The organism is Bacillus sp. EB106-04-02-XG92, assembly GCF_058791995.1.
Genome location: NZ_JBYTEA010000017.1, coordinates 66,432 through 89,822, shown reverse-complemented (window position 1 = coordinate 89,822; position 23,391 = coordinate 66,432). Strand labels below are relative to the sequence as shown.

The following is a 23,391-nucleotide window of genomic DNA, read 5'->3' as shown; positions in this document are numbered from 1 at the left end:
CCATTAGCTCAGTTGGTAGAGCATCTGACTTTTAATCAGAGGGTCGAAGGTTCGAGTCCTTCATGGCTCACCATTTTCGCGGAAGTAGTTCAGTGGTAGAATACAACCTTGCCAAGGTTGGGGTCGCGGGTTCGAATCCCGTCTTCCGCTTAATTACTAAGGGGCCTTAGCTCAGCTGGGAGAGCGCCTGCCTTGCACGCAGGAGGTCAGCGGTTCGATCCCGCTAGGCTCCATCTAATAGAGAAGCTTACATCATATGATGTAAGCTTTTTTTGTGTTTGAAAAGACAACGTTCATACTTGTCGTTTAAAATGAAGAAAACGTAAAAGTAAAGGGTGGGGGATAATTGTGAAAGTTGTTATTGCATCTGATTCATATAAAGAAAGCTTAAAAGCTATAGAAGTATGTGAAGCTATAGAAAGAGGTTTTGGGGCAATTTTCCCTAATGCAGAATATGTAAAGATCCCGATTGGAGATGGAGGAGAAGGAACGGTGGATTCCCTTGTTGATGCTACAGGGGGGAGAATTATATCACTTCATGTGACAGGGCCGCTTAGAGAGGGCGTACAAGCCTTTTATGGTATGTCTAAAGATAAAAAGACAGCGTTTATTGAAATGGCAGCAGCATCAGGATTACAACATGTTCCGGTTAAAAAACGAAACCCACTTATTACAACGACGAAAGGAACAGGAGAACTTATACTACATGCGCTAGACGAAGGAGCTGAGCATATTATTTTAGGACTTGGAGGAAGTGCTACAAATGATGGCGGAGCGGGTATGTTGACAGCTTTAGGAGTCAGGTTTATGAATCAAGAAGGGGAAGTAATAGAGCCATCTGGAGGAACGTTACATTCGATTGTCGCTATTGATTTTTCACAAATGGATTCCCGTTTAGCGAATATAAAGATAGAAGCAGCATGTGATGTAGATAATCCGTTAGTTGGGATAAGAGGAGCATCTTTCGTATTTGGACGGCAAAAGGGTGCGGATGCAGAGATGATGAAAGAGTTGGATGAAAATTTAAAGCATTATGCGCATATCCTAAAACAATCCTTATCTTGCGACGTATGTAAAACACCTGGTGCAGGAGCTGCGGGAGGAATGGGAGCAGCTGTTATTGCAGTGTTAAAGGGAAACTTGCGGAGAGGAATCGAAATTGTATTAGATTATACAAATTTTGATCAGCATATAAAGGGCGCAGACTTAATTATAACTGGTGAAGGGAGAATAGATGAACAAACAGCATATGGAAAGGCCCCTGTAGGTGTTGCAGAGCGTGCAAAGCATTTTCATATTCCTGTCATTGCTATTGGAGGATCTGTATCTCCCAATTATCCGGCTGTTCATAAAAAGGGAATTGATGCAGTATTTAGTATTACAGCAAGTCCGATGACGTTAGAAGAGGCATATAAAGTAGCAGAAGAGAATGTTGAAATGACAGCAAAGAATATTGCATCAGTGTGGAAAATTGCATCAGAAAAACACTTCTAAATGTAGGAGTGTTTTTTATTATTATCTAATAATAATGATAGTAGTTGTTTCATTAAGTTAACTTTATACATAAAATAGTCTTAACATTTGGATTTCAAAGCGAATATAAGTGAATAATTTGTATATCCATACAGAAAAATGTCGAGTTGAGTCAGACTATATAAAAGATTTAAAATATTTAGTGAAGGCACAAAAGGGGGATACTATCTATGAAAAAAGAAATCTCAGTTATTGGAGTTCCAATGGACTTAGGACAAATGCGTCGCGGGGTAGATATGGGGCCGAGCGCAATCCGTTATGCAGGTGTAATTGAAAGAATTGAAGGAATTGGATATGACGTTAAAGATATGGGAGATATATGTATAGAGAGAGAAAAAGAAGTAGATGTAAATACAAGCTTAAGAAACCTTACACAAGTTGCAACTGTATGTAGCGAATTAGCAAGTAAGGTGGATCATATTATAGAAGAAGGACGTTTTCCACTTGTATTAGGTGGCGACCATAGTATCGCTATTGGTACATTAGCTGGTGTTGCGAAACATTATAAAAACTTAGGTGTTATTTGGTATGATGCACATGGTGATTTAAATACAGAAGAAACTTCACCATCTGGAAATATTCATGGTATGTCATTGGCTGCAAGTTTAGGGTATGGACATCCTGCACTTGTAGATTTATACGGGGCATATCCAAAGGTAAAAAAAGAGAACGTTGTAATTATCGGTGCACGTGCATTAGATGAAGGAGAAAAAGACTTTATTCGTAATGAAGGCATTAAAGTATTCTCAATGCACGAGATTGATCGTATGGGTATGACGGCTGTTATGGAAGAAACAATCGAATATTTATCACATACTGATGGTGTACATTTATCATTAGATTTAGATGGCCTTGATCCTCACGATGCACCAGGAGTTGGAACACCTGTAATTGGTGGCTTATCTTATCGTGAAAGCCATTTAGCAATGGAAATGTTAGCGGAAGCTGATATTGTTACATCTGCTGAGTTTGTTGAGGTAAATACGATTTTAGATGAGCGAAATAGAACGGCAACAACAGCGGTTGCTTTAATGGGTTCTTTATTCGGTGAAAAACTAAAATAAATGTAAGAAAAGCAACTGAGAAGTTGCTTTTTTTATTTGAAAATAGGCGTATAATAATGATTTATATTATACTGTACGATAAGAATGTTTGACATCTTACCAATTTAGATTAAAGGAGGTTGTTTGTAATTGTTGTTTGTTTCATGTATGGTATAATTAACTAGTTGTTGGAAATACATACAGATAGAGCATAAAACAATATTTCAATATATGGATAGAATTGCTCGTAAGTAGGAGGAAGGGTTAGCATGCCTTTTGAAGATACGACCATTTTGAAATATCTTAGTACGGTATTAGATATTGCCGTTGTATGGTTTATTATATATAAGCTAATTCTCATAATCCGAGGGACGAAAGCTGTTCAACTTTTAAAAGGGATTACAGTTATTATTGTCGTTCGGATGATCAGTATTTTCCTTGAATTGCATACGCTATATTGGCTGACTGAGCAAGTATTAACGTGGGGATTTTTAGCCGTTATTATTATTTTCCAGCCAGAATTGCGAAGAGCACTTGAGCAGCTAGGACGCGGGAGTTTGTTTTCGCGTGTTGGAACTCATGAGGATGATGAACCTGAAATCGTTGCAACAGCGATAGCGAAAGCAACGGAATATATGGGAAAACGTAGAATTGGGGCATTAATTACTTTGTCAAAAGAGACGGGTATGGGTGATTATGTGGAAACGGGTATTCCGCTAAATGCAAATGTATCATCGGAATTACTCATTAATATTTTCATTCCAAACACACCTCTTCACGATGGAGCAGTAATTATGCAAGGAAGTACCATTAAAGCAGCAGCCTGTTATCTTCCGTTATCGGAAAGTCCATTTATCTCTAAGGAGTTAGGAACTAGGCATCGCGCTGCAATGGGAGTTAGTGAAGTTACTGATAGTATTACAGTAGTTGTGTCGGAAGAAACAGGCCAAATTTCCTTAACGAAAAATGGTAAGTTGCATCGTGATTTGAAGACAGAACAACTGAAAGATATGTTGTTAGCTGAATTTAGTGCAAGCGAAAAAACGACTTCTTCGTCTTTATGGAATTGGAGGAGAAAGCGTCATGGATAAGTTAATGGAGAATCATTGGTTTTTAAAGGGGATCTCACTACTATTGGCGTGTATGCTTTTTATGTCAGCGACTTTAACTGAAAAAAATACGACATCAGGGATACTACCTTTTGCAAATGATGCGAAAGAAACATTAACTAATTATGCTATTAACCTTAAGTATGATGAAGAGAAATATATTGTAAGTGGTATTCCGGCAGAGGGCGTCAAGGTGAAGTTAGAGGGCCCAAAAGCAGCAGTTGCTACAGCAAAGGCGAAAAAACAATTTGATATACCAGTTGATTTGAGAGATAGCGAAAAAGGGACGTATGAAGTTTCCTTAAAAACGAACGGGCTTCCAGATGATGTAAAAGGAACAGTTCAGCCATCAACAATTAAAATTACTCTACATGAAAAAGCGAGAAAATATGTTCATGTAGATTTAAAATTATCAAATGAGGATCAAATGCCAGCGGGTGCTACTCTTGAAAAATCAAATATTAAACCTGATACGGTTGAGGTAGTTGGGACGAAAGAAGAAATTGAAAGTATTTCATCTGCTAAGGCGTATATTGATTTAAAAGGTGTTAATAAAACTGTTACGAAAACAGCTGAAGTTACATTATACAATAAAGAAGGAAAACGTTTGAATGTAAGAACGAGCCCATCTAAAATTAGTGTAACGTTAAATGTGGCAACGCAAGCTACGGCCAATAATACGGAAAAAACTGTTCCTGTAACGTATACGAAAAAGGGGAGTTTACCAGAAGGATTGGCCGTTACAAATATTAGCGTTGAGCCGAGAGAAGTAACGATAGCAGGTCCAAAAGATGTATTGGATAATATACAATCGATAGAGGGGGTCGAAGTAGATCTTAGTCAATTGACAGAGTCTACAACATTCGATACCTCTGTTTTATTGCCAAAGGGTGTAACAAGTGCAAAACCGAATCAAGTGAAGGTTTCCGTAGGCGTACAAAAAACAAAACAAACGAAAACAAGAACGATTGATGGTATTTCGATTCAAAAAAATGGACTTTCTAAAGATGTTACGGCCCAGCTACTTTCGCCGCAAGATGGGAAGATAAGCGTTGATATTTCAGGAGAAACAAGTATAGTAGATAAAATAACAGCTGCTCAAATAACAGCAGCGATTAATTTGCAAAATGTATCTCCGGGAACAAAGGATGTTTCCATTCAAGTGAGCGGTCCTGGTAATATTTCAATAGAACCAAAGCAAAAAAGTGCTAAGGTCACAATTGTGAAGAAAGAAAATCCAGATAAAGAAGTACAGGGTAACGGTGAAAATCCAGATTCAAATCATAACCAAGATAATCAAACTGAAAAACCAAAAAATCCTGAACCTGAAACTAAGCCTGACCCGGAAAAGGAACAGGAACAAAATAAAGATCCAGAAAAAGAAAAAGAAACGAGTCAAGAACCAACAGTAGATAATCAAAAAGAGCCAGAAAAAGGAGCGAATCAAAATGGGTAAATATTTTGGTACAGATGGAGTACGCGGGGTTGCGAACCAGGAGTTAACACCTGAATTAGCGTTCAAAATTGGACGTTTTGGTGGTTATGTATTAACAAAAGATACAGATCGTCCAAAAGTAATTATTGGCCGTGATACACGTATATCAGGACATATGTTAGAAGGAGCTTTAGTAGCAGGTCTATTATCAACTGGAGCAGAAGTAATGCGTCTTGGTGTTATTTCTACGCCGGGTGTTGCTTATTTAACAAAAGCGTTAGGTGCACAAGCAGGTGTTATGATTTCTGCATCTCATAATCCAGTACAAGATAACGGAATTAAATTCTTCGGTTCAGACGGTTTTAAATTAACAGATGAGCAAGAAGCAGAAATCGAAGCTTTATTAGACAAAGAAGTTGATGAATTACCACGTCCGACAGGTACGAACCTTGGACAAGTGAGTGATTATTTTGAAGGCGGACAAAAATATTTACAATACATTAAACAAACTGTAGAGGAAGACTTCTCTGGTTTACATATTGCTTTAGATTGCGCGCACGGTGCTACGTCTTCATTAGCTCCGTACTTATTTGCTGATTTAGAAGCTGATATTTCAACAATGGGAACTTCACCAAACGGTATGAACATTAACGATGGAGTAGGTTCTACACATCCAGAAGTATTAGCGAAATTAGTAAAAGAAAAAGGTGCTGATATCGGTCTTGCTTTTGATGGTGATGGTGACCGTTTAATTGCTGTAGATGAAAAAGGAAACATCGTTGATGGCGATCAAATTATGTTTATTTGTGCGAAGTACATGAAAGAAACTGGTCAACTGAAGCACAATACAGTTGTTTCAACGGTTATGAGTAACTTAGGTTTCTACAAAGCACTTGAAGCTAACGGTATTACAAGTGATAAAACAGCAGTTGGTGATCGCTACGTAATGGAAGAGATGAAGCGTGGTGGATATAACCTGGGCGGAGAACAATCAGGTCACATTATCTTACTTGATTACATTACAACTGGTGATGGAATGTTAAGTGCACTTCAACTTGTAAACATCATGAAAATGACGAAAAAATCATTATCTGAGCTTGCAGGTGAGATGACGAAATTCCCACAATTACTAGTAAATGTTCGTGTAACAGATAAAAAGCTAGCGTTAGAAAATGAAAAAATTAAAGAAATTATTCGTGTTGTGGAGGAAGAAATGAACGGTGATGGCCGCATTCTTGTTCGTCCATCTGGAACAGAGCCACTTATTCGTGTAATGGCAGAAGCACCAACACAAGAAGTTTGTGACGCATACGTACATCGCATTGTAGAAGTTGTGAAAGCTGAAGTTGGTGCTGAATAATTCAATAAATTTATGAAAAAGGAGCACAAGAGGTGCTCCTTTTTCATATGTTTTATAGACGATGAAAAAAATTTCATTGACGGTTTATCTATGTTTGTTATAAGATGGTCTTGTTCTTTTTCTCAAAGGAAATATTGTAAATTATAGAAGCGCCAGAACTACAAGTAGTGTAGTTGACGAGGTGGGGTTTATCGAGATTTCGGCGGATGACTCCCGGTTGTTCATCACAACCGCAAGCTTTTACTTAAATCATTAAGGTGACTTAGTGGACAAAGGTGAAAGTGTGATGAGAGAAAAGGAACGGATACAAACTAGCTGTATAAGTATATACGGACTTAAACCCAATCGAGAGGAAGGTGAAAGCCGTTACAAGCTTACAGGGCTAGCAATATGTAATCCGTTTTTTAGTATAAATAAAAATGGTATCGGACTATGTCGTTACATGTTCGCAGAGCAATGTAAGCATTTGTAACGGCGACTAAACATGTGTGGAATCGTAGGATTTATTGGAGAGCAAGATGCAAAGGAAATTTTATTAAAAGGTTTAGAAAAGCTAGAATATCGTGGATATGATTCAGCAGGTATTGCAGTACAAGCAGAGAACGGTGTTGTTGTATACAAAGAAAAAGGCCGTATTGCAAAACTTCGCGAAATCGTAGATGAGAACGTAGCTGCAAGCGTGGGAATCGGTCATACACGTTGGGCTACACATGGTGTTCCAAGCAAAGTAAACGCGCATCCGCATCAAAGTACATCAAAACGTTTTACACTAGTTCATAACGGTGTAATTGAGAACTATGAATTAGTGAAAAAGGAATATTTACAAGATGTAACGTTCGTAAGTGAAACGGATACAGAGATTATCGTACAGCTTATGGAACAACAAGTGAGCACAGGACTAAGTGTAGAAGAAGCGTTCCGTAATACGCTATCGCTTTTACATGGCTCTTATGCAATCGGATTACTTGATGCTGAAAATCCAAACATGATTTATGTTGCTAAAAACAAAAGCCCGCTATTAGTAGGTGTTGGTGACAACTTTAATGTTGTGGCGAGCGACGCTATGGCGATGTTACAAGTTACAGATCAATTTATTGAATTGATGGATAAAGAAATCGTAATTGTAACGAAAGAAAGCATTACAATTAAAAACTTACAAGGTGAAACGATTGAACGTGCACCGTTTACAGCGGAATTAGACGCAAGTGATATTGAAAAAGGAACATACCCTCATTTCATGCTTAAAGAAATCGATGAGCAACCACTTGTAATCCGTAATATAATTCAAAAGTATCAAGATGAAAATGGCGAGATTGAATTAGATCAAGACATTCGTAATGCAATTTTAGATAGCGATCGTATTTACATTATTGCATGTGGAACAAGTTATCATGCAGGTCTTGTTGGAAAACAATTTATCGAGAAGTTTGCAAAAATGCCAGTTGAAGTGCATGTAGCAAGTGAATTCTCTTATAACATGCCATTATTAACAGAAAGACCATTCTTCATTTACATTTCACAAAGTGGTGAAACAGCTGATAGTCGTGCAGTACTTGTACAAACGAATGAAATGGGTCATAAAGCATTAACGATTACAAACGTACCTGGTTCTACGCTTTCTCGTGAAGCTGATTATACACTTCCGTTATATGCGGGACCAGAAATCGCAGTTGCATCAACGAAAGCTTACACAGCACAGCTTGCAGTACTTTCAATTTTAGCAGCGGATATTGCTAAAGCAAAAGGTGAAGTTCTTAATTTCGATTTAACACACGAATTAGGACTTGTAGCAAATGCAATGATAGAACTTTGTGATCAAAAAGAAGAAATGGACGCATTAGCAAAACAATTTTTAGCAACAACGCGTAACTGTTTCTTCATCGGACGTAGCGTAGACTTCTACGTAGGATTAGAAGGTGCGTTAAAGTTAAAAGAAATCTCTTACATCCAAGCAGAAGGATTTGCTGGAGGAGAATTAAAACACGGTACAATCGCCTTAATCGAAAATGGTACACCAGTTATCGCACTTGCTACACAAGAGCACGTAAACCTTGGAATTCGTGGTAACGTGAAAGAAGTAGTAGCACGCGGAGCTAACCCATGTATTATCTCAATGAAAGGCTTAGAAATGGAAGGTGACAGCTTCGTATTACCAGCTGTACACGAAGCACTAGCACCGTTAGTAGCAGTTATTCCATTACAACTTATCTCATACTACGCAGCACTTCACCGCGAGTGTGACGTTGATAAGCCACGTAACTTAGCTAAGTCTGTTACGGTTGAGTAGGAGATTGGTAGGTTAATAAATATACGAATCCGTACCCCTTTAGATATGTTATCTAAAGGGGTATTTTTGTGTTGAAAAAGAACATCTAAAATTGGTAAGAGCACCTACTAATGAAAGTTTTGCTTTATTGGAGTTGGAATAGAACCACTTTCGTTTATCTGAATTTTCAGCTATCATTTTAAGTATGTGTGAACAATTTCCTTTATTATGAAGAGAAGAGAGATTCATGGACATTACAAAGGGGTTTATTCTATGAAAGTGAAAGCAAACACATATTTAAGTATAGAAGAGATTATTTCATTACCGGCCGTATCGAGTACAAATATAAGTGATGATGGCAAAAGCGTAGCATTTGTTAAGAAGACCGCTAACTGGGAAGACAATACGTATAGAAGTCATGTATGGATATATGAGAAAGATAAAGGACAGAGTTACCCACTAACAACTGGAGATATAGATAGTACACATCCATTATGGTCTCCAGATTCTAAGACTGTTGCATACCTTAGCCCAGGCAGTGACGGGGATAATAAAAATCAGATCTTTGTTAAGTCAATAGATGGTTATAGTGAGGTTCAAATGACTTATGAGGAAGAAGGGATTAGTACATTTAAATGGGATCCCATGGGCAAAGGTTTTTATTATGTTGCACAGTCAAAAGAATGTGAGGAAATAAAGAAACGTAAGGAACTATATGGAGATTTCCATCATGTAGGTACGGAACATCGGAATAATTGTTTATACTACATTGAGATAGAAAAAGTGATACAAAATGATAAAGAGGAACGGGAGGTTAACGGTGTTTATCAACTAACTGATGGTAAGGATTTTTATATACATAACTTTGATATTTCAAATGATGGGAAAAAGGTTGTATGTATGGCTACACCAAACTTAAACGATTATATGAATGGTGGTCTATACATATTAGATGTTGAAGCTGGGGAACTACAAAAAATGAATATGGATAAGTTGTTAGGAGGGAGCGTTTGCTTTTCTCCTGAGGGCAACAAAATATGTTACGCAGCAAGCATAAGAGAGAAGGATTACTATAGAAATCATATACAAGATAATACAGTAGAGATATATGATATGAATACTGGAGAAGTAATTCAACCTGTAACAAATTTTGATAGTACGGTTATGCCATTACAGTGGACAGCTAAAGGGGTTTTAATTAGATGACAGGATAAAACGAATTATCGTATTGGCTTGCTGTGTGAGGAGGGCACTGTGGAAATGTTAAGCGAAAAAGTAGATGGTTTTATAATGGATGCGTCTATAACAAGGGATGGAAATCATATAACCTATACTAAGGCGATAACAAATGAAGCCTTTGAAATCTATTTGGATGATAAAAAAATAACGAATGAAAATAGCTTTTTCGAAGGAAGGCTTAAAAGTAACAGAGAAACCATCTCATGGAAAAGTAGTGATGGTCTTGAAATAGAAGGTGTTTTATCAACCCCAGTAGAGTTTGACGCAAATAAAAAATATCCCTTATTAGTAGTAATCCATGGTGGTCCGAATTGGGCGTCCTTTCCGATATTTTCAGACTGCTTTAATGAGAAATATCCGATTGAACAGTTTATCGAAAAAGGCTTTATCGTTTTAGAGCCAAACTATAGAGGAAGTTCTGGTTATGGTAATGAATTTTTAAAAGCAAACTATAGAAAACAAGGATTTGCTGATTATGATGATGTTTTATCTGGAGTGGATGAACTAGTTGGAAAAGGGATTGTAGATAAAGATAGAGTAGGAGTTATGGGATGGAGTAACGGAGGATATATATCAGCTTTCTGTTCTACATGTAGCAGTAGATTTAAAGCTATTTCAGTTGGGGGCGGAATCACGAACTGGAGTACCCATTATGTAAATACAGATATCCCTTACTTTATTAGCATGTATTTAGGAAATACTCCATGGAATGATCCGGATATATATAAGAAAACATCACCAATGACATATATTAAATCAGCCTGTACGCCTACGTTAATTCAACATGGAGAAAAGGATGTAAGAATTCCAACTACAAATGCATATGAGCTATATGAAGGATTAAGAGATATGGAAGTTGATACAGAATTAATTATATTTAAAGGAATGGCATATAGTTCTGATCAGCCAGGAATGAATGTAGCTATTATGAAGCAGAACTTGATATGGTTTTCCCATTATATTCTTGGGGAAAGTATGGAGGGATTTCGTACTATATAATGGACATTCGTACAGGGATTTAATTGGGTCAGATTGTTGAAAAAGAGATACAACAAATTATATAATTTGTTGTAAACTGTATGCAAACCATTATGATTATAAGGAAATGTAATTCGGAGGACTAATATGACAGCGAATAAAAATGAGTTATCTGTAGAACAACGTGAAGAACTATTAAAAGTATTACAAGTTCGTTTTGAGAAAAATATGAACCGCCATGAAGGTCTTGAATGGGGTAAAGTTGAAGCGAAGCTGGCTACTAATACTGGAAAATTATGGTCAATTCATGAAATGGAAGTAACTGGCGGTGAGCCGGATGTTGTTAGTTATGATGAAGAGAAGGACGAGTATACTTTCTGTGATTGTTCAAAGGAGAGTCCTAAAGGCCGCAGAAGCCTTTGTTATGATCTTGAAGCGTTAGAGGCAAGAAAAAAACATAAACCAGAAAATAACGTTATTGATGTTGCAGCTGCTATGGGCATTGAATTATTAACGGAAGAACAATATCGAGAGTTGCAACAACTGGGAGATTTCGATATGAAATCATCAAGCTGGGTACAAACGCCTTCAGATATTCGAGAACTTGGTGGTGCTTTATTTTGCGATTATCGCTTCGGACACGTTTTTGTATACCACAATGGAGCAGATTCCTACTATGCTGCTAGAGGATTCCGCGGTTCGCTAAAGGTCTAAACTTGAAAAAAGTAAGAGTATGTTTTAATTAATCTTTTTAAAACATGCTCTTTTCTATAATTGTTACTTAGAGTTATTCATATCGGTTTGATTAACCTATGTAAAATTAATTAATATCTAGCATATTAGTAAACTCATACCCAGAGGTGTAGCAAAAAAAGGATTTCTAAAAATAGGAGTTCTTTTTTATTTGTTGTCAGGATTTTTAAAGAATTTAGAGATTTCATAGAAAACAAACGGGATATCGAGTAAAATGTTAAGTGTTGTTTCCGACATTCAAAAGGGTATTTTAAAGGTTCTTTTCGCGAAATTTTATAAGTCTATTAAAGGAGGAAGATATATCTAACATAGCGAGATATATCAAATTAAACATGAGTATTACATTTCATAAAAAGGTAGTAGCATTAACAGCAGGACTAACGGTATTATCTTCATCTGTGGTATCGTTCGCAGAGGAACAACAATCATCAGTAAATAACTATCAATCTATAAGTGCTCTGGAACAAGGTGAAACAGGTCAACTTCAAGTATCAGATGAACAAGCTTTAAAAAGTATTGAAGAGAGTTTTGAAGGAGTAGATGGACGTGGTGGAGGTACTGTCGATAATAAGAAAGTGGACAGTCTTCAAGGTTCAGAAGGTATGTATGAAGAAACAGGTACATTAACGGTTCCTAACGATCCAAATAGAACAAAACGTAGTCTTTCTTTTTCAGCTCCTAAAGTTTCTAGTACTATAAATGGCGTCCCATTCACTGAATGGATTGTTCCAACTGGTAACGAGAATATTCGTCCTCAAAACCATATGGTTCCAAAGTATATTACAATTCATGAAACTGATAATAAAAGCGTAGGAGCAGGAGCGAAAAACCACGCTCAATACTTATATAACCAAGCAACAGGAAGCACAGATCGAGCTGCATCATGGCACTTTACAGTAGATGATAAGGAGATTTATCAACACTTACCATTAAACGAGAACGGATGGCACGCAGGAGACGGTGATGGTCCAGGTAATAGAGAATCTATTGCAATTGAAATTGCAGTTAACAGTGATGGTGACTATAATAAGGCAGTAGATAACGCTAAGAAACTCGCAGCTTATTTAATGAAAGAAACTGGTGTACCATTAAATAATGTTGTGAAACATCAAAAATGGAGTGGTAAAATCTGTCCTGCTATTATGATTAACAGTGGACAATGGGTTCCATTCGTAAATGGTGTTGAAGGGTATTATAATAAATTTTATCAACCAACAGACGATATAACAGGAGGTTGGTATGAGGCGGCCATTCGTGATTTGAATAGAAGAGGTATTATGGTCGGAGAAGGAAACGGCATTTTTGCGCCTAATAGATCTGTAACAAGAGCTGAGTTTGCTCAATTAATCTCTAATTCTTTAAGTCTTCCAGCTGGAGATGCAACGTTTAAAGATTTAAATGATGTAAATCCAACTTTACGAGATGGTATTAAACGTACTGCAAGTGCAGGTATCATTTCGGGTAGAGGAGACGGTAACTTTGACCCTAACACACCTATTACAAGAGAAGAAGCTGCCGTTATTGTAAATAAAGCTTTACAGTATAAAAAAATAAATGGTCCATTGGCAAACTTACCATTTGCAGATAAAGATCAAATTATTTATAAAGAAGCAGTACAAAGATTATACGGTTTGGGTATTGTAAAAGGTATGGGAGATAATCTGTATGTCCCTAAAGGCACGACGACTCGTGGTGAAACAGCAGCATTTATTTTAAACATGCTTCAAGTAATTGAAACTGGTAATGTTCAAAAAGGAATTGGTACAGTTGAAATTAATGGAATTGGAGTAAATGTTCGTAGTGGAGCAGGTGCTAGCTACTCTGTTGTTAGAAAAGCAAGCAAAGGTGAAAAAGCTACAGTATATGAAGAGAAGAATAGCTGGCTAAGAATTGGTACTGATGAGTGGGTTTATAATGAACCTAGTTATATGGTATATAAGAAGGAAGTTATATATTAGACATTTCGTTTGTTTTCAGGCAATGGGCAGTATTTTTCCCATTGCCTGTTTTTTTGTTTTGCTTCCTTTTGTACCATTTGAAATATTTTGTCATATTGCTATAATAGAAATAGAGATATATGGAAAGGGGACAAAGACTAAATATGTGTACGAACTTGTAATGATTAAAAATTAGATAGATAAATTTTCCTCCCATCAGTGAGGGATTATTTAGGTATCTGTAAATCATTCAAGGACTGCATATTTGGCTTGTACATCCCTTTTGTAAGGATAGATGCCTATTTTATGTATCTGTCTTTTTTGTGGGAAAGTTTATATCTCTTATATAACAATATGCGTCCTTTAAAATTGGAGGAGTATATGATGAATCAATTAAAAAATAAAATAGCGGTTGTTACAGGTGTAAGTCGTCTAGATGGTATAGGCGCAGCAATTTGTAAAGAATTAGCTGAAGCAGGATACGATATATTTTTTACGTATTGGACAGCATACGATAAAGAGATGCCTTGGGGCGTTGATCAAAGTGAACAAATACAATTAAAAGAAGAGTTACTAAAAAGCGGTGTTAAAGTATCAAGTATGGAGTTAGATTTAACTCAGAATGATGCACCGAAAGAGCTTATAAATAAAGTTACTGAACAACTAGGCTACCCTCATATATTAATTAATAATGCAGCGTATTCCACAAATAATGACTTCTCTAATTTGACCGCTGAAGAATTAGATAAGCACTACATGGTAAATATTCGTGCGACTACGTTGTTAAGTATTCAATTTGCCCGAGGATTTGATAAGAAATCTGGTGGTAGAATTGTGAATATGACGTCGGGGCAATTTCAAGGACCTATGGCAGGAGAACTAGCGTATGCAACAACGAAGGGAGCAATTGACGCCCTTACGAGTACGTTGTCAGCTGAGGTAGCTCACCTAGGAATAACAGTGAATGCAATTAATCCAGGTCCAACTAGTACAGGATGGATGACTGAGGAGATAAAGCAAGGATTAAAGCCGATGTTTCCTTTTGGTAGAATTGGTGAGCCAAAGGATGCAGCAAGGCTCATTAAATTTTTAGTAAGTGAAGAAGCAGAATGGATTACTGGACAAGTTATTCATTCTGAAGGTGGATTTAAAAGATAAAAAAGAAGGTATCTCACCCTAGTGAGATACCTTCTTTTTTAATCTTTCTTCAATCTTCTTGCAACACCATTTCCTAAAGACTGTAACCCTTGAACGAGGATAATTAAAATAAAGACTGTTGCATACATTACTTCAGGTTCATAGCGTAAGTGTCCGAATCGATATGCTAAATCACCAAGACCGCCAGCACCTACAAGTCCAGCCATTGCTGTTGCACCAATTAAGCCGATTGTTGCAATTGTTAAGCCAAGTACAAGGGAGGGACGAGCTTCTTTGACCATAACGTGCCAGATGATTTTTATAGTAGAAACACCCATCGCTTGGTAAGCTTCAATAACACCACGATCTACTTCCAGTAAAGCTGTTTCCATTAACCTTGCAATATAAGGGGCCGTGAATACGACAAGTGGTACGATGACACCTTGCACACCAATGGATGTTCCCATTAGAAACTTTGTAAAAGGTAAAATGAAGAATAATAGAATGATAAATGGAAGAGAGCGAATGATATTAATAATTGTATTAAGAATTGGATAAATGATTTTATTTTCGTGCTGTCCGCCAGGTCTCGTTAAAACAAGTGTGACGCCAAGTGGTAATGCAATAAGGATGGAGATAAATAGTGAAATAGATGTCATTTGAAATGTTTGAACGGTTGCTTCCCATATGACTTTACCCCATTCATCCAAAAAGGACTTGTTTCCCATAGTCTGTTCTACCTCCTTCTACGATGATCCCTTGCTCTTGTAAAAATGATAAAGCACGGTCTACTTCAGTTTTTTCACCTTGCATATGAATGACTAGTTTCCCATATGCTTCATGTTTTAACTGTGTAATATTACCGGATAAAATATTTGGATACACTTGAAAACGTTTTGTAGCGATAGCTAACGCTGGTTCGCCAGAAGAAGTTCCTATAAATGAAAGTGTTACGATTTCTCCGGTTCTTTGTAGCTCTTTCTGTGCGTCTTCAGGAATCTTCGCTGCAAATGCACTATTGATGAATTTTTTCGTTGTTGCATGTTGTGGGTTTGTGAATATATCGTTCACAGTCCCGCTTTCGACCACTGCCCCATGTTCCATGACAGCAACTCGGTCACATATACGCTGGATGACATTCATTTCATGTGTAATTAATAAAATTGTGATCCCGATTTCTTCGTTAATCTTTAATAGTAGATCAAGAATAGATTCCGTTGTTTCTGGATCTAAAGCGCTCGTTGCTTCGTCGCTTAATAACACTTCTGGTTCATGTGATAGTGCACGTGCAATGGCAACACGTTGTTTCTGGCCACCAGAAAGTTCACTCGGATAGGCATCTTTTCGATTGAAAAGGTCGACAATGCGTAAATACTTTTCTACTCTTTTTTCAATCTCTACTTTTGGAATGCCAGCAAGGCGTAACGGTAATGCGATATTTTCATAAACGGTAACAGTTTTAAGTAAATGGAATCCTTGAAAAATCATTCCGACTTTTTGTCGCGCTTTTGCAAGTTCTTTTGCTGATAAAGTTGTTAAGTCTTGGTCATTTACAATGATATTCCCTGTCGTTGGTTTTTCTAATAAATTTACACACCTAATTAATGTACTTTTACCAGCGCCGCTATATCCAATGATTCCAAATACTTCGCCCTTTTTTACTTGAAGGGAAGTAGACTTAAGAGCTTCTACATTCCCCTTTTTTGTTGTAAATACTTTGGATACATTTTTTAATTCAATCATTATCGTCAGCTCCTACCAAGACGGTAAAACAGAACCATCAAATTTTTTCTCGATAAATTCTTTTACTTCTTTAGATTGATAAGCTTTCTTTAATTTATTTACAACGGCATCATCTTTATTCTCAGTACGAACAACGACCCAGTTCACATATGGTGAATCTTTTCCTTCACGGAAGATAGAATCTTTCGCAGGGCTTAATTTTGCACCTAATGCAAAGTTTGTATTAATTGCAGCTGCTTTCACTTCACTTAGTTGTGTCGGTAATTGAGATGCCTCTAATTCAACAATCTTTAAGTTTTTCGGGTTTTCAATTACATCTTTCGCAGTCGCTTTTTCTGTAGCCTTTGGATCCACTTTTAAAACACCTGCTTTTTCAAATAGCTTTAAAGCTCGAAGTTCATTCGTTGGATCGTTTGGTACAGCAATTGCATCGCCCTCTTTTAAGTCTTTTACATCTTTTAAGCTTTTAGAATATACACCCATAGGGAATGTTACTGTTGAAAATACTTCCGTTAATTTCATATTGCGCTCCGCTTTAAATACGTCTAAATAAGATTTCGTTTGATAACTATTTACATCGAGACTTTTTTCATCTAAGGATACGTTTGGTGCTACATAATCATTAAATACTTTTACATCGATTTCGAGTCCGTCTTTCGCTGCCACTTCTTTTACCTTTTCAAAAATTTGTTCATGTGGTCCGCCAGTTACACCGACAGTAATCTTTTTCTCATCTAACGTTTTTACTTCTTTATCTGAATTAGCACCACATGCGCCTAATAATAATACTGCTCCACTTACAATGCTCAATAATACTTTTTTCATCTATAGTTCCCCCTTCATATACGTTCCAAAATAAAAAGCACCTCTCAAAAATAAGAGAGGTGCCGAATAGACAAAATAGATTCCTCTCTTATCTGCCAAAACGAAAACTCGTTTTGCAGGAATTAGCACCTTAGCTTATACGTCATAAGCTCGGTTGCCGGGCATCATCGGGCCAGTCCCTCCGCCACTCTTGATAAGAGTTCGTGTATGTAGTTTTTTAATATGGTATTAATAGTAAATCTTACAAAAAGAATTGTCAATGTTATTTTCTGAATATATTTTATTTTAAGGTAATCGAAACGTTACCTTTCTTATGTCCCATTTCCACATACATATGAGCTTCAGAAATTTCTTCTAATCGGTAGGTTCTATCAATAACAGGTTTTAAATGTTCTGTTTCGGTTAGTTCTTTTAGTAGAATCATATCCTCTTTACTTACCTTTGCCATCATTCCATTAACAGATACATATTTTCCATTAGGTGTTAATGTATTTGCACAAAGGGATTTTTTATACTTCCCAACTGCATCAAATATAATATCGTAGCGCTCGCCCTGTTTAGTAAAATCTTCTTTCGTATAATCAATTACTTTATTAGCTCCTAAAGATTGAACGAGTTCAAAATTTGAATTACTACAAACAGCCGTAACGGTCGCACCGAAATATTTCGCAAGTTGTACAGCAGCTGTTCCTACCGATCCTGAGGCACCATATATGAGCACTTGTTGCCCTTTTTTTATACGGCCCTTTCTCAGGAAATGCAATGCTGAAGTTCCACCAAAAGGAATAACTGCCGCTTCTTCATACGTCACATTGGTAGGTTTTAATGTGAGTAATCCACTTTCATGTATGCATGTGTACTCGGCATAACCACCGAGGTTTAGTTCTGTTAATGCAAAAATTGGATCACCTTTTTTAAATTGAGTTACATCTGTTCCAATTTCCTCAATTTCTCCAGCTAATTCTACACCAAGTATAGGGTTTCTCGGTTTTCTGAAACCTAATATAATCCGCATAGGAATCCAAAATAAGAGGGGACTGTTAAAACCGCGTATTCTACAATCTCCAGTCGATACACTTGTTGCGTGAATTTTAACTAATACTTCGTTCTTTTTAGGAGTAGGTTTCTCTATATTTTGAAGCTGAAGAACATTAGGTGGTCCATACTGTGTGCAAATAATTGCTTTCATAATGACCTCCTGAAATGAGTTGTTGTTATTTACATCATATTTAAACTCTTCATTAAACATGTCGCTATATAGCAAATATAGATTGAAAATTATATAGATTTTATAGGAAAAGAGGTGATATTATTTTGGGAAAGGGGGCAACATTATGAAAAAAATTATTTTTGTTTCAAGTTTAGTACTTACAATCAGTTTAGGGGTAGGATGTAGCAATGAGAAAACAGCAAAGACGGATGAACCGAAAAAAGAATCTGTTCAAAAAGAAAAGGAATTAGCAGCGAAGGATGTTTTCAAGAAAACGAACGAAGCTTTTAAAAATGAAGAACATGTAACGATGACATATGATGTAGGGATAAAAGCTGAAGGAACAGAGATGGATATAGTAAAGGCTAAGATGCAATTAGAGCCAAAGACAAAGAATTCTCGTTCTGAAATGAATATTTCTGGTACAGATGTTGTAGTGTATACTGTGGATGGTAAAGTTGCTGGTGAGGTGAAAAACCCTAATACAGGAGAAGTTATAAACGTGCCAGAGGAGCAATTAAACGCTGGTGGAATGAAAGCAACTCAAGATATTATAGATAAGTTAGAAGTACCGGAAGTAGTTTTAGATAAAATGAAGATGGAAAAAAGCGGAGATAAATATAAACTGAAATTTACATTAAAAGGGCAAGAAACAGAAAGTATGTTAACTAGCATGGATGAAACACAGAAGAAAATGTTACAAGCACAAAATGCGAAGATAGAAGAAGTGGATGCAGAATATATCATTACAAAAGATTTTAAATATGAATCAGCAAAGATAGACATGATTATGAGTAGTAATGGCAAGGATAAAGCACACATTATTACGAACGCAAAATATACGTCGTACGAAAAGTTTGACCCAATACAATTGCCAGCAGCAAAGTAACAGTTTTGATAAGGGGGGACCTAAAATAAGGTGCCCTCTTTTTTGTATACTTTCTTCATAGAAAAATAGGTACAATATGAAGGGGAAAAGATGTAGAAGAGGAGAGTGTCATTTGAAAAAAAGAAAGATAGCGGTGGTTATTATGGCTTATACAGTGTTCCTTGCAACATCTGTAAATACATATAAAGAGCAACTAAATCATCCGATTATGAGCGATGTAGGAAAGTTACTTCCAACGAAAATTAAACGTATTGAAAACGCGGAGGATGAAAGTTCATTAAAACAGGTTGTGCGAGATGCAAATGTTTCTGGGGAGAAAATTTCTATTGCTGGTATGCAACATAGCCAAGGCGGACAGACGTATTATCCGAACGGTACGATGCTTGATATGAAAGGGTACAATAAAATATTAGAGTTTAATCCGGCGGAGAAGAGGATTAGAGTACAAAGCGGTGTCACATGGAATGACATTCAAAAGAAAATCAATCCGTATGGTCTTGCGGTTCAAGTCATGCAATCTCAAAATATTTTTACTGTTGGTGGTTCATTAAGTGTAAATGTACATGGGCGTGACATTCGTCATGAAGCATTAATTGATACAGTAGAGTCATTTAGATTGTTAATGGCAGATGGTACAGTGCGTAATGTAAGTAGAGAAGAGAATGCGGATTTGTTTCCGTATGTAATTGGGGGATACGGGTTATTTGGTGTTATTTTAGATGTGACGCTAAAGTTAACAAACGATGAATTGTATGAAACGCATACGAAGGTACTAGATTATAAGGAATACTCTTCATATTTTAAGAATAAAGTGCGAAGGGATGAGGATATACGTATGCATTTAGCGCGTATTTCTGTTGCCCCACATTCATTTTTAAAAGAAATGTATGTGACAGATTATGTATTAGCAAAAGATCAGCAGAAGTTGAGAGAGTACAGTAAATTAAAAGAAGAAAATATTATAGCTGCGCCAAAGTTTTTACTCGGTTTATCACGCTATAGTGATTGGGGAAAAGATACATTTTGGGATATACAAAGAAGTTATTTTGAACGTACAAATGGTAAGTACGAAACGCGAAATAATGTAATGAGATCGGATAGTGCCTTTATGGAATACGATAACCCAAACTTGACTGAGGTTTTACAGGAGTATTTCGTACCGATAGACAGTTTTGCAGCATATATAGATGACTTGCGAAATGTTTTGAGTGAAGAGGAATTCAATCTTCTTAACATTACCATTCGCTATGTGGAAAAGAATGAAAATGCGGTACTATCTTATGCAAAAGATGATATGTTTGCACTGGTGCTTTTAATTAATCAAGGACGCTCAGAGGATGAAATCAAGAAAACAAAAGTGGTCATTCAGAAGATGATTAATGTTACTTTAAAGCATAATGGTAGTTATTATTTACCGTATTATTCTTACCCAACGAAAGAACAGTTAAAGAAAGCATATCCTCGTATAGAAGAGTTCCTTCAGAAGAAGAAGGAAGTAGATTCAGAGGAAAGGTTTGTGAATTTATTTTATAAGGAGTATAGCAAATGACATATAGAAGGTTTGTAGCGTCACAAAGCATAATTATGATGGCAGGAAGTATGGTATTTCCCTTTTACATCTTATTGCTTCGGAATGTTGGAAATAGCTTCTCGCAGTTTGGCTGGGCCTATGGCTTATTTGCCTTAACTTCAGCTCTAGTATATCCGCTAGTTGGAAGAATCTCTGATCGAGTAGGTGATAGAAAGTTACTAATTATATACGCCTGGTCTATGGCTATATTAATGCTTTGTTTCCCGATTGCAACAGAAGTATGGCATGTATACATTCTTCAAATTTTAATGGGTATTTTAGGGGCTGTGCAGCGTAATACGGAGAAGACATCGTTAGCACGAAAAGTTGTGCAAGAAAATGCTGGTTATGAGATTGGGAAATATCATGTGTGGACATCGATTGGAGGAGCAGTAGCAATTATTGCAACAGGATATTTAGTAGATTTCTTTACGATTGGTACGATTTTTTATATTGCATCTATCTTATATGTAGTAAGCGGAGTTGTATTAAGTAGTAAAAAAATATAATCATCCCCATTTTTACCTGAATACCCTTTATTTGTTATACTAAAAGGGAAAATAAAAGAAAAGGGGACATTGCCTTTGATGAAATTTTTTATTTTAGCTATTCTCACTTTGTTTTTGATTCCATGGACAAGAAGCGGTAGTAAACTTCGAGCAGTGGATAAGAAAGGGGAGGAGAAGGTTGTAAAGGGTAAGAAATCATCCATTTTAGTTATTCCTGTTTTATTTTGGATAGGTATTGCAATCTATGAATATCTTTGGCTAATTGATGATCGAGCAGATTCAATTCTTACTCATTATGCCGTTGCAGTAGCAGTTTTAATTGGGCTTGTTTTATTTTCACAAAATCAAATAGGGAAATTAGAAGGTACGTTAAAAGGGCTTCTCATGTTTGTTTTACTAGCAAGTTACGGCTATTTTGGTTATTTGCACGATATAGTAATCACGCAAAAAAAATATGATTCTGTTGTAAAGGTAGAGCAAGATATTTCAGAGCCATTTACTGAAAATGATCAGCCGTTTACAGTGCCGCCAAAGACAGCGGAAAATAAGATGAAAAAAGTATTTGGAGATATTCCGAAAGTAGCTTATTTTGAACTGGGAGAATTAACGCCACAAATGGTAAATGGCGAGGCTTTATATGTAGCACCAATTGAAGTTTCAGGCTTTTTTAAAGCGCGTAAAGCAGAGACAATTCCAGGATACGTAACGATGTCAGGTACGAACCCAGATGCGGAAGCGAAACTGCACCTAGGTTATAAAATGAAATATGTGCCAAGCATGTTTTTCGGGAATAATTTAGAGCGTGTTGTAAGGAAAGCAGAACCAAATCTAATCTTTAAAGGGAAACCTAAATTTGAAGTAGATGATAAAGGGAAACCTTATTATACAATGACGTATGGTGAATTTATTTCAGGAAGATCTGGATTTGAAGTAGAGGGCGTTGTAGTAGTAGACGCACAAACAGGTGAAGTGAAAAGATACGACAAAGGAAAGGCACCTAAATTCGTTGATGGCGTATTAAATCACGAGACTGCATCTACATTAAATACGTATTTCGGTAAATATATTCACGGATTTTGGAATACAAAATTCTCACAAACTGATATGAAGATCCCGACTGAGTGGGGAACGAAAGAAGGAGTTACACCAATCTTCGGTAAGGATGGAACGTTATATTACTTTACTGATTTCACCTCTCCGAAAGAAGGAGTAGATTCTGCGTTAGGTTACTCGCTTATTGATGCGCGTACAGGTAAGTTATATTATTATAACGGAAAAGAAGTGAAGGGAATTATGGATGGTTCAGCTGCTTCGGAAGTAGTGGATAATTCCTTTAAGAGAGAGAAATGGCATGGAACGATGCCGGTTATTTATAACGTCTACGGTAAACCTTCTTGGATTGTACCTGTTATTGATGACGGAGGATTAGTACGTGCTCATACAGTTATCTATGCTTCTAATGCAAAAATATTTGCAACAGGTTCGACGCAAAAAGAAGCGCTTGAGAATTATAAAAATGCACTGAGCGGAAGTGGAGATTCATTTAGACCGACTTCAAGTGGTAAAGAGGCACAAAAAGAAGGCGTTGTACAACGTGTATATAAAGAAAAATCAGGTGAAAATACAATTGTGTATGTACTGTTAGAGAATGAACAAAAAGTATTTATGATACCTGTGAAAAAATTCCCATATGCTATGTTTACAGAAGTGGGCGATTCAATTCAAATCACATATTTAGATACAGGAGAGTCGATGTCTTCCGTATCTAAATTTGCAAATAACAATTTGAAAAAGTAAAGCGATAGAAATTCTATCGCTTTTTTTTACAGTATGAAACAGGAAAATGCACTATACT

At 36.6% G+C, this 23,391-nt stretch carries 18 protein-coding genes, 2 tRNA genes, 1 pseudogene and 1 riboswitch; of the genes and pseudogenes, 17 read left to right on the top strand and 4 right to left on the bottom strand.

Annotated features, from left to right (window positions below):
* Nucleotides 1–78 precede the first annotated feature (78 nt).
* The 13 genes and pseudogenes from AC3WVA_RS26705 (at nucleotide 79) to AC3WVA_RS26645 (ending at nucleotide 14,811) form a co-directional block, all read left to right on the top strand.
* Nucleotides 79–150, top strand: a tRNA-Gly gene (locus tag AC3WVA_RS26705).
* A 10-nt stretch (nucleotides 151–160) separates the two neighbouring features.
* Nucleotides 161–233 (top strand) — tRNA-Ala (locus tag AC3WVA_RS26700).
* A 115-nt stretch (nucleotides 234–348) separates the two neighbouring features.
* Nucleotides 349–1,494 carry a glycerate kinase gene (locus tag AC3WVA_RS26695; protein WP_098345072.1) on the top strand — a complete coding sequence of 382 codons (1,146 nt, stop codon included), beginning with the start codon at nucleotides 349–351 and terminating at the stop codon, nucleotides 1,492–1,494.
* Nucleotides 1,495–1,703: 209 nt separating this feature from the next.
* The gene (gene rocF, locus AC3WVA_RS26690; RefSeq protein WP_492322317.1) at nucleotides 1,704–2,597 is read left to right on the top strand and encodes an arginase; all 894 of its coding nucleotides are present in this window, start codon (nucleotides 1,704–1,706) and stop codon (nucleotides 2,595–2,597) included.
* Nucleotides 2,598–2,845: 248 nt separating this feature from the next.
* Nucleotides 2,846–3,667 carry a diadenylate cyclase CdaA gene (gene cdaA / locus AC3WVA_RS26685; protein ID WP_048528662.1) on the top strand — a complete coding sequence of 274 codons (822 nt, stop codon included), beginning with the start codon at nucleotides 2,846–2,848 and terminating at the stop codon, nucleotides 3,665–3,667.
* The gene (locus tag AC3WVA_RS26680; RefSeq protein WP_098345074.1) at nucleotides 3,660–5,141 is read left to right on the top strand and encodes a CdaR family protein; all 1,482 of its coding nucleotides are present in this window, start codon (nucleotides 3,660–3,662) and stop codon (nucleotides 5,139–5,141) included. Before cdaA ends, AC3WVA_RS26680 begins: the two co-directional genes overlap by 8 nt.
* Entirely contained in the window at nucleotides 5,134–6,480 is a 1,347-nt protein-coding gene (gene glmM / locus AC3WVA_RS26675) for a phosphoglucosamine mutase (RefSeq protein WP_098345075.1), read from the top strand. The genes AC3WVA_RS26680 and glmM overlap by 8 nt, the downstream gene beginning before the upstream one ends.
* A gap of 286 nt (nucleotides 6,481–6,766) precedes the next feature.
* Nucleotides 6,767–6,952 (top strand): hypothetical protein, encoded by a 186-nt coding sequence (locus tag AC3WVA_RS26670; protein WP_001208183.1) that lies wholly within the window; start codon nucleotides 6,767–6,769, stop codon nucleotides 6,950–6,952.
* A gap of 12 nt (nucleotides 6,953–6,964) precedes the next feature.
* Nucleotides 6,965–8,767 carry a glutamine--fructose-6-phosphate transaminase (isomerizing) gene (gene glmS / locus AC3WVA_RS26665; protein ID WP_098345076.1) on the top strand — a complete coding sequence of 601 codons (1,803 nt, stop codon included), beginning with the start codon at nucleotides 6,965–6,967 and terminating at the stop codon, nucleotides 8,765–8,767.
* Nucleotides 8,768–9,019: 252 nt separating this feature from the next.
* A pseudogene (locus AC3WVA_RS26660) lies at nucleotides 9,020–10,984 on the top strand (S9 family peptidase).
* Between the two features lie 126 nt (nucleotides 10,985–11,110).
* The gene (locus AC3WVA_RS26655) at nucleotides 11,111–11,677 is read left to right on the top strand and encodes a DUF4256 domain-containing protein (RefSeq protein ID WP_048528657.1); all 567 of its coding nucleotides are present in this window, start codon (nucleotides 11,111–11,113) and stop codon (nucleotides 11,675–11,677) included.
* 371 nt (nucleotides 11,678–12,048) lie between these two features.
* The gene (locus tag AC3WVA_RS26650) at nucleotides 12,049–13,674 is read left to right on the top strand and encodes an S-layer homology domain-containing protein (RefSeq protein ID WP_048528656.1); all 1,626 of its coding nucleotides are present in this window, start codon (nucleotides 12,049–12,051) and stop codon (nucleotides 13,672–13,674) included.
* Between the two features lie 360 nt (nucleotides 13,675–14,034).
* The gene (locus AC3WVA_RS26645; protein WP_142320946.1) at nucleotides 14,035–14,811 is read left to right on the top strand and encodes an SDR family oxidoreductase; all 777 of its coding nucleotides are present in this window, start codon (nucleotides 14,035–14,037) and stop codon (nucleotides 14,809–14,811) included.
* Nucleotides 14,812–14,849: 38 nt separating this feature from the next.
* On the opposite strand, the gene AC3WVA_RS26640 is transcribed toward AC3WVA_RS26645, so the two are convergent.
* The 4 genes from AC3WVA_RS26640 to AC3WVA_RS26625 form a co-directional block, all read right to left on the bottom strand.
* Nucleotides 14,850–15,518, bottom strand: a complete 669-nt coding sequence (locus AC3WVA_RS26640; RefSeq protein ID WP_048528653.1) for a methionine ABC transporter permease — start codon at nucleotides 15,516–15,518, stop codon at nucleotides 14,850–14,852.
* Complete coding sequence (locus AC3WVA_RS26635) at nucleotides 15,493–16,533, bottom strand: methionine ABC transporter ATP-binding protein (RefSeq protein WP_098345088.1); 1,041 nt, start codon at nucleotides 16,531–16,533, stop codon at nucleotides 15,493–15,495. Before AC3WVA_RS26635 ends, AC3WVA_RS26640 begins: the two co-directional genes overlap by 26 nt.
* 12 nt (nucleotides 16,534–16,545) lie before the next feature.
* On the bottom strand, nucleotides 16,546–17,358 hold the full coding sequence (locus AC3WVA_RS26630) for a MetQ/NlpA family ABC transporter substrate-binding protein (protein WP_048528651.1): 813 nt from the start codon (nucleotides 17,356–17,358) through the stop codon (nucleotides 16,546–16,548).
* Nucleotides 17,359–17,443: 85 nt separating this feature from the next.
* Nucleotides 17,444–17,558: riboswitch (SAM riboswitch) on the bottom strand.
* A gap of 80 nt (nucleotides 17,559–17,638) precedes the next feature.
* A complete protein-coding gene (locus AC3WVA_RS26625) occupies nucleotides 17,639–18,547 on the bottom strand; it encodes an NAD(P)-dependent alcohol dehydrogenase (protein ID WP_417902603.1) in 909 nt (302 codons plus the stop codon).
* A 145-nt stretch (nucleotides 18,548–18,692) separates the two neighbouring features.
* Between AC3WVA_RS26625 and AC3WVA_RS26620 the strand changes: the two genes are divergently transcribed.
* The 4 genes from AC3WVA_RS26620 (at nucleotide 18,693) to AC3WVA_RS26605 (ending at nucleotide 23,333) form a co-directional block, all read left to right on the top strand.
* A complete protein-coding gene (locus AC3WVA_RS26620; protein ID WP_098345090.1) occupies nucleotides 18,693–19,457 on the top strand; it encodes a DUF6612 family protein in 765 nt (254 codons plus the stop codon).
* Between the two features lie 112 nt (nucleotides 19,458–19,569).
* The gene (locus AC3WVA_RS26615) at nucleotides 19,570–21,006 is read left to right on the top strand and encodes an FAD-binding oxidoreductase (protein ID WP_048528648.1); all 1,437 of its coding nucleotides are present in this window, start codon (nucleotides 19,570–19,572) and stop codon (nucleotides 21,004–21,006) included.
* Nucleotides 21,003–21,536: an MFS transporter gene (locus AC3WVA_RS26610; RefSeq protein ID WP_000222369.1), complete on the top strand. Its 534-nt coding sequence runs from the start codon at nucleotides 21,003–21,005 to the stop codon at nucleotides 21,534–21,536. Before AC3WVA_RS26615 ends, AC3WVA_RS26610 begins: the two co-directional genes overlap by 4 nt.
* Nucleotides 21,537–21,614: 78 nt before the next feature.
* Complete coding sequence (locus AC3WVA_RS26605) at nucleotides 21,615–23,333, top strand: DUF3981 domain-containing protein (RefSeq protein ID WP_098345091.1); 1,719 nt, start codon at nucleotides 21,615–21,617, stop codon at nucleotides 23,331–23,333.
* Nucleotides 23,334–23,391 lie beyond the last annotated feature (58 nt).

Bases quoted from the DNA above. Each gene is read 5' to 3' on its own strand.
- rocF (WP_492322317.1), top strand. From the start codon at position 1,704: ATGAAAAAAGAAATCTCAGTTATTGGAGTTCCAATGGACTTAGGACAA.
- cdaA (WP_048528662.1), top strand. From the start codon at position 2,846: ATGCCTTTTGAAGATACGACCATTTTGAAATATCTTAGTACGGTATTA.
- AC3WVA_RS26680 (WP_098345074.1), top strand. From the start codon at position 3,660: ATGGATAAGTTAATGGAGAATCATTGGTTTTTAAAGGGGATCTCACTA.
- glmM (WP_098345075.1), top strand. From the start codon at position 5,134: ATGGGTAAATATTTTGGTACAGATGGAGTACGCGGGGTTGCGAACCAG.
- AC3WVA_RS26670 (WP_001208183.1), top strand. From the start codon at position 6,767: ATGAGAGAAAAGGAACGGATACAAACTAGCTGTATAAGTATATACGGA.
- glmS (WP_098345076.1), top strand. From the start codon at position 6,965: ATGTGTGGAATCGTAGGATTTATTGGAGAGCAAGATGCAAAGGAAATT.
- AC3WVA_RS26655 (WP_048528657.1), top strand. From the start codon at position 11,111: ATGACAGCGAATAAAAATGAGTTATCTGTAGAACAACGTGAAGAACTA.
- AC3WVA_RS26650 (WP_048528656.1), top strand. From the start codon at position 12,049: ATGAGTATTACATTTCATAAAAAGGTAGTAGCATTAACAGCAGGACTA.
- AC3WVA_RS26645 (WP_142320946.1), top strand. From the start codon at position 14,035: ATGATGAATCAATTAAAAAATAAAATAGCGGTTGTTACAGGTGTAAGT.
- AC3WVA_RS26640 (WP_048528653.1), bottom strand. From the start codon at position 15,518: ATGGGAAACAAGTCCTTTTTGGATGAATGGGGTAAAGTCATATGGGAA.
- AC3WVA_RS26635 (WP_098345088.1), bottom strand. From the start codon at position 16,533: ATGATTGAATTAAAAAATGTATCCAAAGTATTTACAACAAAAAAGGGG.
- AC3WVA_RS26630 (WP_048528651.1), bottom strand. From the start codon at position 17,358: ATGAAAAAAGTATTATTGAGCATTGTAAGTGGAGCAGTATTATTATTA.
- AC3WVA_RS26625 (WP_417902603.1), bottom strand. From the start codon at position 18,547: ATGAAAGCAATTATTTGCACACAGTATGGACCACCTAATGTTCTTCAG.
- AC3WVA_RS26620 (WP_098345090.1), top strand. From the start codon at position 18,693: ATGAAAAAAATTATTTTTGTTTCAAGTTTAGTACTTACAATCAGTTTA.
- AC3WVA_RS26610 (WP_000222369.1), top strand. From the start codon at position 21,003: ATGACATATAGAAGGTTTGTAGCGTCACAAAGCATAATTATGATGGCA.
- AC3WVA_RS26605 (WP_098345091.1), top strand. From the start codon at position 21,615: ATGAAATTTTTTATTTTAGCTATTCTCACTTTGTTTTTGATTCCATGG.